Source organism: Gemmobacter aquarius, from assembly GCF_003060865.1.
GTDB classification, from domain to species: Bacteria; Pseudomonadota; Alphaproteobacteria; order Rhodobacterales; family Rhodobacteraceae; genus Paragemmobacter; species Paragemmobacter aquarius.
In genome coordinates, this window is record NZ_CP028918.1 from 2184667 (window position 1) to 2196134 (window position 11468).

The window sequence follows — 11468 nt, forward strand, 5'->3', positions numbered from 1 at the left end:
TCGCCACCGCCGCAAGCTTTGCGTTCGCACACAAGCGCCCCGATCGCTCCGCAGCGCCCGCCCGCAAAAGCTCCCCTTCGGTCGCGGGCGTTCGGCCCTGCCATCCGGGGCACGGGGTCAGCATATCCGGCGGAATGATCGGCAACGGGTCAGGGCCACACCCTGCTAGAACCGCGCCGCAGATAATCAGACAAAGGCGCATCGGCCCCGACCCCCTCTTGCAATTCCCGATCGAGCCGCGCCGCCTCGAGCTGCGCCGCCTCGAGCTTGGCAACGGTTTCCCGTCGCGCCTTCTCAGTCACCACCAGCCGCGCCGCCTCGAGCTGCGCCGCGTCCCGTTCCTCGATCGCCCCGGATAGCCGCCACGATTGCACCGCGACCAGAACCACCAGGGCGAATATTACCGCCGCCGCCGCCCGGATCATTGCAGCCCCGCAAGGCAAAGATCGCGCTCCGCCGTCCGCCGGTTGACCAGCCCGCGAACCACGCGCCCGCCCGCCTTGGTCCACATCATCAGGGCGTCACATGAACCGCGCAGATTTCCGGCCATCGCCCGCCGCGCCATGCTCGAGGCGCAAAAGGCATCGGCCCCGATATTGTAAGCCGTGACCGTAAACGCCGCCCGCGACGGCAAGGGCAGATCACCGGGCAAGCAAGGCCGAATTGCCGCCTCGAACTCCGCAACCGCCGCCGCCGTCATGCGGTCACACTCCGCCGGGGTCGCCGTGTCGCCCATGCGAACCCCGCGTGTTTCGCCGTCGCAGATCGTGGCCTTGCCGACTAGATCGGCATAGGCCGCAAGCCGCCGCCCCTCCCATGCCTTGACCATCGGCACGGCCAGCGCGACCACCAGCGCCGCCGCACCCGTTGCCCCGGCCAGCTTTCCCGGCCCCCTCATTGCATCCACCGCTTGCGGGCGTAGCCTGCAATCTGGACGGCCAGCCATACCGCCGACAGGATCGGCACCAACTCCGCCGCGACCTCTGAAACCCGCTCGAGGGACGGCCACCAAACCGGCATAGAAATTCCGCCGACCGCCACCCCGTCAGTTACCCGCCTTATCAATGCCTCGCCCTTTCTTTTTGTCATTACGCACGGATGGACATTGCCAGCCGGAAAAGCTCATCAACGGCCAAATCGTCCAAGTCCATCGCCCCGGCCAAATGGGCAATCGTCGGGCTATCGCGGTAGAATTCGCCCGCCTCGTCCCATGCCAGCTTGTGCATGAAGTTTTCGGATTGGCTCAAAAGCCGCTCGACCGTAGGCAAGAGGCCCGCTTGATAAAGCGCCGCCTTGGCTTGGAACCGGCTTGCCCGCATCGCCGCCCGCTCGATCGGCAACGGATCACCGGCAACAAATTCGGCTGGCTGCATTTCAAGGGCGGAACGGTAGATATCTTGCCCCGCTTTCTCCACGTCAGTTTCAGACGCGGTAAACGGTATCCAGCCAAATTCGGGGTGCAGAATTTCGCAATCAATGCTGCCGAACCTGTTGAATTTTGGGTTTCTGATTTCCATCACGCAATCCTCTGGAAAAGTGTTGCATCGGTCGTGCCCGCGCCACGCGAACCCATCGCCCGCCACGTCCCTGTCAGCGTCCCGCCGCTAAAGTTACTCGTAGACGAATATTGCAAAGACGAACCGGCAAGGGTTGCGCCCGCAGTAATCGCAGACGTGCCGGAAACCGTGCGCAAAAGGGCATACGTTCCAACCCCGCCCGCGCCCGGATCGATCACACGCGCAGCCACCCACGCCCGCCCCGCCGCCGTTGAAGCGCCAGTATCAAGCGCCGCGTCTTGCAACCTTGGGGCACCCGCCGCGCCCTCAAATCCGGCCCGCCAGTTTTCAAACCACCGCTGGAAATGCAGGGCTGTTGCCGGGGCATCGGGCGCATATTCTGCCGGGGTATAGGTAAGATAATCGGTCATTAGATCGCCCTATATGGTTCGTCGCCGTTGGACATTTTCAGGGTTGTATTGTCGCAGGCATACATGCCGCGCAGCTTTTGCGCCGGGGTTGACAGGGTATAAGCGGGCCGGGTGTTTTCGGTCGCGTAGCCGTATTTACTGTTGAAGTCGAAATCCTGCGCTGTGACCTCGATTTCATGCCCCGGCACAAGATCGGCAATTCCTATCGCCTGCATCCGGCGATTACCCGAGGCCCCGGTTGCATCTTGGAACGCCCCGGTTTGAACCTCGAGAACGTCAACCAAGCTTATTGCACCGTCCTTTTGATCGAGATGGACGCGCGCGCGGATCGGCTGCTTTGCAAAGCGATTTAGAACCCGCTTAGAAATGACGGTGATAACCGCATCCGCGCCTTGGTTCAGCCACCGGCAATAGACTTTTCGGATCTTGGTATCATTGAAGGCGTTGACGCCCTTTGCCTCTAGGTCCGGGGTCAAGGTGACGCGGGCGTAATTGTCGGTTGAGTTTGCCGCCTTGGTCGGATCGAGCTGGACAGAAAAAAACATGACTTCTGTAATTCGGTCTTTTTCCCGATCTTCAAAAGTAATCGCCTTGATATTGGCGGCATCGGACAAGAGCTTGACGCTTTCGCCGTCAACTGGACGGGTCGCCCGCAAGCCGATTTCCTGCGCCACATCATCCCACCAAACCGCAATGCCCAAGATGGACAATTCGGCAATCAGCTTGGCAACGCCGGTCGGGCTGCAAACATCGGTTGTCAGCAAAACTTGCGGCATCCACCGCGTTATTTCCGCGACCCATTTTGCCTTGGGGATATAGGCCGTTGGCACCCCGGCATAATCGCGCAAGAGGATTTCAAGCGCGTCGTCAATCCGCATCGCCACCGGGGAAAACGTCTGTTGAACGGCATCGCCCGCGCTATGCGCCGCCGCCTTGGTCCCGCTCAAGCCGCGCCCGGTCAGGGTCAGCACGTCGCCCGATCGGGTGTAGCTCACCAGCTCCGAACCGATCACCGCCCGACCGCTTGCCGGATAAGAGGCCGCACCCTCGCCCGCCGGGGTCAAGGTTAGGGTTGTGGCAACATCGGTTATTCCAGCCGCAAGCGCCCCCCTCGACGGTTTAGGGCAAACCGCCTTTTCATCATCCGCAAGGGCCAGAATATCCTTTGCCTCAAAAGTCCAAGTCCGGCCATCTTCGCTCCCTGTCATTTCGGTAAGAATGAAATTTCGCGTCCGGGTGTTGACCAGCGCACCGCCCTCAAGCTCACCCTGCACCACGCGCAAAGCCCGCCCCGCGTAGTATGGCCACCGCGCCCGCAGCTTGCCAAAGAACGTGCCCCGCGTTGCCGGGTCGTAACCCACGCCGCCGAACTGTGCCGCGCCGCTCAAGCGTTCGGCTTGGTATCTGTCGGTTAGCCGATCGTGATAGGGGAAATCCCGCAGCTCGACCGTGACCGTTCCGCGCCGCCCGAGGGGCCTAGGCTATCATCGGCCCCCGCAATGTTGACGGTTTGGCTAAAGGTCGTGACGCGCTCGAGGGCCGGAAAGATCGTCGCCCCCTTGGGCAAACCGGGGCGCGGATCGGCAAAGCGCAGGGTCAAGGGCACCCGAGAAAATGCCGCCTTAGCGCCGCAGGTTGCAAAGGTGTTGTGACATTTGTTTGGGCGTCCAGCGTTTAAGACAGCCGTGCATGGCGCAATGCCGAATGTCAGGGCGCACCCGTCAACATCGATTTCAACGACTGTGACAGGTTCACGCGGCATAGGCGGCAAGCTCCATCCCTACGTCAACCCACTTGCCGCCCGCTTGCAGGGCGGGGCGCATTTCGCCCGCATCCACAGACCGCCACGCATAGGCGCAATCTTGCGGCAAGAAGGAAGGCGAACCGGCAAAGAAGAATGCGCCGCCCGCGTCATAATGCGCGTTGAAGGGCACTAGGTCAGCATCGGCCCAAGTCCGGGGCAGGACAGTAAATTTCACCGACATATCCGCGCCGCGCCGCGTTACCCGGTTGCCGAGGAAATGCCCGCCCAAGGTCGAACCGCCCAAGAGCTGCACCCGCCGCGCTCGATCGAATGGAACGTATCCGGGCTGTATCCCGCCGGGGAAAACCAGCCGCTTTCCGATCGAGGCAATCCCGATCGAGGGGATACTTGCCCCGGCAACAGTCAGCCGCAAACGCCGCGCCGACACCGCCGGGAAAACCAGCATTTGCGCATCGTCGTCGGTCGGGGTCAGGGTTGCCACATCGATATAGGCCGCGACCAGATCGACCGAATAGGCAAGCGTTACCGTCGCCGCCTTGGTCCCGAGGTTATGCGCGGCAATGGCGAAACAATCGACCAGCTCCGCCGCAGGTAGCGTAGCGGTCAAGGTCGCAGGCATCGCGGTTGGCGTCCAAAAGTCGTAGGTTTGGGGGCCAAGCGCATTTGCGGCCGCACCGTCCGCCGCCGCTGTAGACGCAACCAGCGTGCCCCGGCCTAGGGCATTGCTCCAAAGCACCGCGGGGTTTGCCGTATCGACCGCCCCGGACAAGCAAGTAATCATCGCCCCGTCTCCCAAACAATGCCCCGGTTGCCCGCCTCTTTTTGAATAGCCGTCACCAGCTCGAGCAAAGCGCCGCCCTCGTAAAGCTTGGCCGGGTCGATCCCCTCGAGCCGCGCCCGCAAGGGTGCCGCCTCGCTTTGGCTCGAGCTGGACCCGCCCGAGCTGGACCCACGCCCGCCGCCGGACCCGCCGCCGCCGCCACCGCCGCCGCCCTTGATCGCCGCGACCATGCGAAAGCCCGCCGCGCCGATCGCCGCCGCCGCCGCGAATTTGCCAAAGAAGGGAACCGAGGGGTCAGCAAGCACTTGGGCTTGCGCCCGATAGGTATTGATAAGGGCTTCCGCCGCGCCAAAGATTTGCGTGGCTTTCACCATCTTATTCCCGCCCGCAGCCGTTAGGGTCGCCATAGACCCGAAAAAGCTTTCGGCATTGGCAAGCGCCCCCTCATCCCCATTCGATCGGATCGCCCGCAAACGCTCTTGGTGTTCAACCTCGAGGCGCTCCAAAGCCTCATGCCGCCCGCCGATCGCCTCTAGCTGTTTGTCGGTCGCTTGCGTCAAAAGGGCTTGGCTTTCCTCATACCAAGCGGAAAGCAATTCGCGTTCGGTCTCCAGATCGGCCACAAGAGCCGCCACGCGGCTAGACGTGTTATCGCCGCCCCCACCACCGCCGGAACGCTTGGGGGTATCTGGCAAGCCCGCGTCAATGTCAGACGGGGCACGCCGGGGCCGGGGGGTATTAGGCCCCGCTTCCTGCACCACGATTGCCGGGGGTGCAGAACCGCGCCCCCCGCTCTCGAAAGCGGGGCCGGTTCCCAAACCCTCGATCGTTCGGATTTCCGCCGCCGCCTCTTGCGCCGCCGCCGGTATTTGCTTGATCCAATCGAGCAACCCGGACACCGCCCCGGACACGCCCGCAAGGCGGGCTTGGTCAAGCTCGCTCATTTTGGAAATCGCGTCGCCGGTTTCGGTTGCAATGCGCTCGAGCTTGGCCGCGTATTCCTCGCCCGTGATCTTGCCATCCGCGAAGGCTTGCGCCGCGTCCGACATTTCCGCCGCAAGGTCAGTCAGCACCACCGCCGCCGCCTCATTGCCAAGGCCGCGCATCATTGTTGCGCCCTCAGCCAAGGCCGGAACCAAGAGCCGCGCCTCAGCTCCTAGAGCTTGGTATTCGGCAATCAGGCTTTCGAGCTGGACCTTTGTTCCTTCCTGCACATCCTCCAAAGCCGCAAGCTGCGCCGTCAATTCTTCGCCGATCACCCGCGCCGCTTGGTCCGGCACAAATTCCGCCGCCGCCCGCGCCTCTCGATCGACAAGCCCAAAGAAGGTTGCCGCCTCGACCACCCCGACCTTAAAGACGTTGCCGAGCCGGGTTGCCAGCATGTCAAATTTATCGTCAAGCTCCGCCGCCCGACGAAGCAAATCTTCCTCGATCACATAGCCGCCCTCGATCGCGGCTTGCTTCATTGCGTCCAAACCTTCCGCCCCATCGGCAAAGGCCAGGGTCATGTTTTTGCCCGCCTTCCCGAAAGCATCGGTTGTCAGGGCCATCCGGGCCGCTTGGTCCGGGGCATCCTTCACCAGCCCCGCGAAATCCCGCAGCAAATCCACCGTTGGCCGCAGGTTCCCGGCTTGATCGGTCAGCGCGATATTGTTGCGCTTCAAGACCTCGTAAAGCGCACCGCTGCCCTTTTGCGCATCCCCAAGCCGATCGACAAAGTTTTTCAGGCCGCTTTCGGCTTCTTCGGTCGCCACGCCGGCCAAGCCCATACCCTGCACAAGCCCTTGGAAATCATCGGTAGACATTGCCACCGCGTCCGCCACGTCGACCAAATCGGCCATTTGCTTGACCGCCGTTGCCGCCGCCGAACCGATTTGACTTAGGGTCGCCGCAAGCCCGCCCGCGATAAGGCCACCGACGAACGCTTGCCCGAATGCACCGATACGCCCGGATATCGAGGCCATCGATTGATTGACGGACGCCGCCGCCCGCGCCGCGTCCCGCTCCATTTCACGGGTTGCGCGGCTCGAGCTGTTGCGCAGGCCGGTATAAGTCCGGGTGCCGCGCCTTTCGGCTTGCTGCATCCGCTTTTCAAATTCTGCAATCCGAGCCTCGAGCATGACAACCAGTCGCTCATCGGCCCCCGCGCCTTCCGACATTCTGTCACCCCTCAGACCGTAAAGAAGTCATCCTCAAACCACGTCGCCGAGGTGGTGAACCGCTCACCGCCCGCCGCCGCCCGCGCCACCGCCATTGCCGTTGCAACCGCGCCGTCGATTTTGTTTCCCGACCGGCCCTTGTGCATCATGCGGTTGCCCGCCCGGTCGGTTTCGACTTGCACGTTTTCAAAATTCCAGCGCAACACCGGGTGCCCGCCATGCCGCAGCCCGCCGGAAATCACCGCCCGTTCCAGCTCTTTGACCGCCGGGGCCATGCTTGCCCAACCTTGCCGAAACTCGACCGCCGGTATTCCGTCCGCGTTAAGGTTCGCCATCATCACCCGGCCAAAGGTCGGGTCGAATGCGACCTCTTGAACCGCGAACCGGGCGCAAAGCTCCCTGATTTGATCTTCAACGGCTTGCAAATCGACCGTGTTTCCGGGGGTCGCGGTAATAAAACCATCCTCCGCCCAGCTCACATAATCGACCCCGTGCAATTCGCCGCGCTTGCGCAGGGCATCGGCGGGACAGAAAAAGAACGGATGCACGATAAAGCCGCCGTGACCGTCGCGCCACGCCGCAACAATCACCGTCAAATCCTCATTTTTGGAAAGATCGACCCCAAGCCAACACGGCTCTTGGCTCATTTCCAAATCGTCAAGATCGACTTCCGCCGCGCCCTCATCGTAAACGTGCATTTCGACAAACGGCGACGTGGAACTGTCAAGCCATCGGTTAAGGTTGAATTGCAGGAAGCCGTCACGCTCGAACGGGGAAAACTCCGCCTTGCGGGCCTTATCCCGGAAACCCGTTATATCCGGGTAGCCGTGCGCCATGCCGGGGTTAACCTCCGACCAAAGCCGCTCATCCTGCCAATCGTCCTCAGGCTCGAGCATGAAAATTACAGGCAGGGTCGCCGGGTCGTGTATCTGGCCTTTCTGGACCTTGATCGCGTAGTCAATCGTTTGCCATGCAAGGTTTTCTTGGCCGCGCCCCGAGGTTGTCGCCACAATCATCAAGGTTCCTTTGACCTTGACTAGCGCACTGTCTAGCGCCTCCCACATGCGCAGGCCCTTTGCCCCGGCCCATGCGTGCAGCTCATCGGCAATAACGACATTCGGGGTCTTGCCGTGGGTTGCGTTGCCCTCAGCCGCCACGGCGATGTAACGGGTTTTCAACTCGTTATAGGCAATCCGAGAAACGTATTCCCGAACCTGCAACTTTTTGGCAAGCCGCCGATCGAACTGGACGATCATCGCCGTTTCTTGAAAAAGCTCCATTGCCTGTTCATGCGCAGACGCCGCCGAAATAATCAGGCCACCGGGCAGACGTTCCGGCCCGATCAGGTGCAAGAGGTTGATTGCCGCGCAAAGGCTCGTTTTGCGGTTGCCACGGGGAACGTTGATAACCACGCGCCGAACAATCCGGGTTCCGTCCTCATGGCGCGGGCCATAGATCGCCCGAATAATATTCTCTTGCCACGGGTCCAACTGGAACGGGTTGCCGGGGGCCGGGTTTTTCGGGTGCCGCAGCGCCCGCAAGAACTTAACCGCCCGCTCCCCATAGCCGAACGGGTCCGCAATGCTCGAGGCATCATTGATCCAATCAGGAACCAGCATCAGCCGCCCCACCCAAAAAGCCCATCGTCCTCATCATCCTCATCGACCGTTGGCCGCGACCGCGAAACCGGGGTGCAACCAAGCTCCGCCGCCAAGAGCCGCGCCCGTGTGATCGCGTCCGACTGGACGGAAACCGCCGGGTTTTTGCGCAGGCCGATCACCCGGCTTTCGCCCTCTTTGTCGATCGCATAGACCATCATGACCGCCCCGAGCTTTTGAATTTGGCGCTCCATTTCCCGCGCCTGCCCGACCGCCATGCAGTAATTTTCCAAGCTGCCAAGATCGGCGGTTGTCAGGATTTTCCGCCGCGCCAAGATCGGCACCACCCGCAACCATTCCGCCGCCGCGTCCGCCGTGAACCAATCCGGCGGGGCATGTTTTCCAAAGGCTCTCGCTCAATGGCGATATGCGGCTTTGTCCCGCGCATCAGGTGCCCCCGTCCAGTTGATCGGACAAGACCAGCTCGAGGCCGCGCCGCCGCCCGATCACCTCGACCCGATCGACAGAGTAAGTTTTGCCCCGGAACGTCACCCGGTCCGCCGCCGTGATATCGACCGCCGCCCGGACCCGGACGGTTAAGCCCGCCTCTTGTGTCAGCCCGGTTTGCCCCGCCCCCGCTTCCTGCCCTTCCTGCACCAGCTCCGCCCGCAGCGTTGCCAGCGTCGGCCACGTCCCTTGCTGCGTGCCGTTCGCATCAACCCCGGACGGTTGCCAGCGCAGCACGGCCAACGGGTGAACCATCTTGCCCGCCCTCATTGCCCCGGCTCCGTAACCATCAGCTCCACCACAAGCACCCCGTGCGCCGCTTTGCCGTCCGGGCTGCGCATGAAACGCACCGCGCTTACCCTGCACCCGCCGCAGATCAGGCCCGCCGCAAGGGGCAACCGCGCAGACAGGGCACGCCGCACGGCACCTGCCAGCGTGCGCACGCCCGCTAGACTTTCCTCCCGCCGCCATAGGTGCAGGGTATGGGCAACCGTGAATTGCGACCGAACCACCGCGCCCGCGTCGATCAATTCGCCCTCGCCGATAATGATTGACGGCATGGGAACCGGCACCGGCCCGCCGTTGATAACCGAGGCCGCAGGCACGAAGGAAAGAACCTCGCTCGAGGCCACCAGCGCCGCCCGGACCGCCGCCAAGGTTGCAATTTCCGCCGTCATTTCTTGGACCCCCGAACGGCTTTGCCGATCCCGCGCTTGATCTTGGCAAGGGCCTTGGTGCGCCCGAACCGAAACCCCGGCCAAAAGAACGGTTGCGCCGGGGCGTGCGTGGTGCCGTATTCCACCAGATGCGGATAGCGAACGTTGGTATTTCCGACCGTGATTGCCGCTTGCGTCGGCCCCACAAGAGCCTCGCCGCCGGGTTGACTATAGGCCGGGGTCAGCTCACCCGGACCAGTAACGGCGATGCTTGTGCGCATGTCGCCCTCATCCACCGGGGCAAGTCCGCGCATTATGTCCGCGATATCGTCAGCCGCCGCGACCAATGCAGGGCCAGCCGCTTGCACCACGGCTTGCGGCAAGGCCCGCAACCGGCGCTGAAACGAGGAAAGCCCGCCGTCACTCATGGCTTAGAAACTCCAATCCCGGAAATCTGAAATGATATCGGCCACGCCGAACGGGATTTCCCGCGCTTCCGCGCCGGTCACTTCCCGGTTTTCATACCAATGGGCGGCAAGCATATTGACGGCCAGCAACAGAGGATCAGGCCACCCGGCGGGAAACTGGACCGCGACGGCGAAGCCAAGCCGCCGCTCGATTGTTGCCGTCGCCGCCCCAAGCATCTGCTCGAGCAAGGCCACATCATAACCCGCCATGTCGTCGGTAAACGAAAGGTGGTCTTGCAAGCCCGCTAAGGTTGGTGCCGTCATGCCCGAAAATCCCTATTTACCGCAAATAATGCGCGCTCCACCCCGCGCCGGTCCCCGAGGGGGTGCCAAAGTTTGGAACCACCCCCCCCGGTTAGATCGCCGCCGGATCAGGTCGGGCTTGCGTGCGTCACAACGAGGTTGCTGTTCGGTTGCAGGGTCGCAACCAGCTTGCCAATCCCATCGGTCGTATCGTTGCAGGCCATAACCTTTGCGATAAACATTCGAGTGCTGTTCTTCGGGGCCGCGCCCGCAGTCGGCTTGTCGGCAAGCTCGATCTTGAAGGCAAAGTCACTCTCGGACAGGAAGGCCGCACGCAAGGCAAGCTGCCCCGGGTCGGTCGGATCGAGGGCAAATGTCAGCTCGATCGCGCCCGCCTTGCGGTTACCCTTCGCAACCTTGGTTCGGCCATCGGTCACGTTGTCGAATGCCAGCTCTGCGAACGTGTCGCCGATCGCGCCCATAACTTCCGGCTCTTTGATTTCGACCCACGTTTGCGACGTGAAGTCACCCGACACGAAGTCCGCAGACTTCATAGCCAAAGCACCGCCAATGCTCCATTTGCTGCCCTTGATCGAATAGAACGCCATGCGCCTTACCTCTTGCTCTCGCGCCGCTCGATCATCTGTTTCGAGCTGCTATGACAGGTGATGCACAAGGGTTGCCAATTGCTCTTATCCCAGAACAAAACCGGGTCGCGCTTGTGCGGTTTGATATGATCGACCAGCGTTGCCGCCTTGCCGCAGAACCGGCACCACGGGTGCCGATCGAGAAAGCCTTTCTTGGCCTTATCCCAAGCCCCGGTATATCCGCGCTGGCTCGAGCTAGGCCGCTTCCGATCGTGCCGCGCCTTCCTGTCCGCATCCCCCGCCGCCTTGCAGCCGCACCGCTCCCCAAAGGGCACGGTCAGGCCGCAATCACAAAGGCGGGGGGCGCGGCTAGGCATCAGGGCACGGGCCGAACGGTCGGCTCGACCACCGCCACCGCGCCGATAATGGCCGAGGTGCCAGAGGCAAGCGTAAAGACGGGGCGAATGTAGCGTTTGCCGCCGATATAGCCGAGCCGGTAAGAGAAGCTCGCAGCCAGCACCGCCGGGGCGTCCGACTGGACGAAAGCCGCCGGAACATCGGTCCACGTCGAATTGTCCGAGCTTTCTTGCAGCTTGACCGAAAACGCCGCCGCGCCGGTAATTGCGCCAACCGCCACAAACACCGCCGCCGATTTCATGCCGAAAAGATCGACCGAAAGGCCGTTGGTCGTTGCCGCCAAAGAGGCCGGGGCAAGAGCAAGGCGGGTTGCCACGCTCGAATAAAGATCACGCATTGCCATCGTGGGTTGCTCCTTTCA

General features: G+C 62.4%; 18 protein-coding genes. All 18 read right to left on the reverse strand.

Annotation, left to right across the window (positions count from 1 at the left end):
- Positions 1-149: 149 nt before the first annotated feature.
- The 18 genes from HYN69_RS10525 to HYN69_RS10610 all read right to left on the reverse strand — a co-directional run bounded on the left by HYN69_RS10525 (position 150) and on the right by HYN69_RS10610 (position 11450).
- Complete coding sequence (locus tag HYN69_RS10525; RefSeq protein ID WP_108435697.1) at positions 150-425, reverse strand: hypothetical protein; 276 nt, start codon at positions 423-425, stop codon at positions 150-152.
- Positions 422-898 carry a lysozyme gene (locus tag HYN69_RS10530; protein ID WP_108435698.1) on the reverse strand — a complete coding sequence of 159 codons (477 nt, stop codon included), beginning with the start codon at positions 896-898 and terminating at the stop codon, positions 422-424. Before HYN69_RS10530 ends, HYN69_RS10525 begins: the two co-directional genes overlap by 4 nt.
- A complete protein-coding gene (locus tag HYN69_RS21715; RefSeq protein ID WP_268902871.1) occupies positions 895-1020 on the reverse strand; it encodes a hypothetical protein in 126 nt (41 codons plus the stop codon). The genes HYN69_RS10530 and HYN69_RS21715 overlap by 4 nt, the downstream gene beginning before the upstream one ends.
- A 68-nt stretch (positions 1021-1088) precedes the next feature.
- Positions 1089-1583: a hypothetical protein gene (locus HYN69_RS10540; protein WP_216824590.1), complete on the reverse strand. Its 495-nt coding sequence runs from the start codon at positions 1581-1583 to the stop codon at positions 1089-1091.
- Entirely contained in the window at positions 1517-1927 is a 411-nt protein-coding gene (locus tag HYN69_RS10545; protein ID WP_108435701.1) for a hypothetical protein, read from the reverse strand. The genes HYN69_RS10540 and HYN69_RS10545 overlap by 67 nt, the downstream gene beginning before the upstream one ends.
- Positions 1927-3315, reverse strand: a complete 1389-nt coding sequence (locus HYN69_RS10550; protein WP_108435702.1) for a hypothetical protein — start codon at positions 3313-3315, stop codon at positions 1927-1929. Before HYN69_RS10550 ends, HYN69_RS10545 begins: the two co-directional genes overlap by 1 nt.
- Before the next feature lie 23 nt (positions 3316-3338).
- Positions 3339-3533 (reverse strand): hypothetical protein, encoded by a 195-nt coding sequence (locus tag HYN69_RS10555; protein ID WP_108435703.1) that lies wholly within the window; start codon positions 3531-3533, stop codon positions 3339-3341.
- Between the two features lie 145 nt (positions 3534-3678).
- On the reverse strand, positions 3679-4311 hold the full coding sequence (locus HYN69_RS10560) for a hypothetical protein (protein ID WP_159082429.1): 633 nt from the start codon (positions 4309-4311) through the stop codon (positions 3679-3681).
- Positions 4312-4469: 158 nt separating this feature from the next.
- Positions 4470-6632 carry a phage tail tape measure protein gene (locus tag HYN69_RS21720; protein ID WP_216824591.1) on the reverse strand — a complete coding sequence of 721 codons (2163 nt, stop codon included), beginning with the start codon at positions 6630-6632 and terminating at the stop codon, positions 4470-4472.
- 11 nt (positions 6633-6643) lie between these two features.
- Entirely contained in the window at positions 6644-8251 is a 1608-nt protein-coding gene (locus HYN69_RS10570; RefSeq protein ID WP_108437155.1) for a terminase large subunit, read from the reverse strand.
- Entirely contained in the window at positions 8251-8577 is a 327-nt protein-coding gene (locus HYN69_RS10575; protein ID WP_329608579.1) for a phage terminase small subunit P27 family, read from the reverse strand. Before HYN69_RS10575 ends, HYN69_RS10570 begins: the two co-directional genes overlap by 1 nt.
- 100 nt (positions 8578-8677) lie before the next feature.
- Positions 8678-9007, reverse strand: a complete 330-nt coding sequence (locus HYN69_RS10580; RefSeq protein ID WP_108435705.1) for a head-tail adaptor protein — start codon at positions 9005-9007, stop codon at positions 8678-8680.
- The gene (locus HYN69_RS10585; protein WP_108435706.1) at positions 9004-9414 is read right to left on the reverse strand and encodes a DUF3168 domain-containing protein; all 411 of its coding nucleotides are present in this window, start codon (positions 9412-9414) and stop codon (positions 9004-9006) included. The genes HYN69_RS10580 and HYN69_RS10585 overlap by 4 nt, the downstream gene beginning before the upstream one ends.
- Positions 9411-9821 carry an HK97-gp10 family putative phage morphogenesis protein gene (locus HYN69_RS10590; RefSeq protein ID WP_108435707.1) on the reverse strand — a complete coding sequence of 137 codons (411 nt, stop codon included), beginning with the start codon at positions 9819-9821 and terminating at the stop codon, positions 9411-9413. Before HYN69_RS10590 ends, HYN69_RS10585 begins: the two co-directional genes overlap by 4 nt.
- 3 nt (positions 9822-9824) lie before the next feature.
- Positions 9825-10124 (reverse strand): head-tail connector protein, encoded by a 300-nt coding sequence (locus HYN69_RS10595; RefSeq protein ID WP_108435708.1) that lies wholly within the window; start codon positions 10122-10124, stop codon positions 9825-9827.
- 107 nt (positions 10125-10231) lie between these two features.
- The gene (locus tag HYN69_RS10600) at positions 10232-10711 is read right to left on the reverse strand and encodes a hypothetical protein (RefSeq protein ID WP_108435709.1); all 480 of its coding nucleotides are present in this window, start codon (positions 10709-10711) and stop codon (positions 10232-10234) included.
- Positions 10712-10716: 5 nt separating this feature from the next.
- A complete protein-coding gene (locus tag HYN69_RS10605) occupies positions 10717-11067 on the reverse strand; it encodes an HNH endonuclease signature motif containing protein (RefSeq protein ID WP_108435710.1) in 351 nt (116 codons plus the stop codon).
- Positions 11067-11450, reverse strand: coding sequence for a hypothetical protein (locus HYN69_RS10610; RefSeq protein WP_230426382.1), 384 nt, complete (start codon positions 11448-11450; stop codon positions 11067-11069). Before HYN69_RS10610 ends, HYN69_RS10605 begins: the two co-directional genes overlap by 1 nt.
- Positions 11451-11468: the final 18 nt, after the last annotated feature.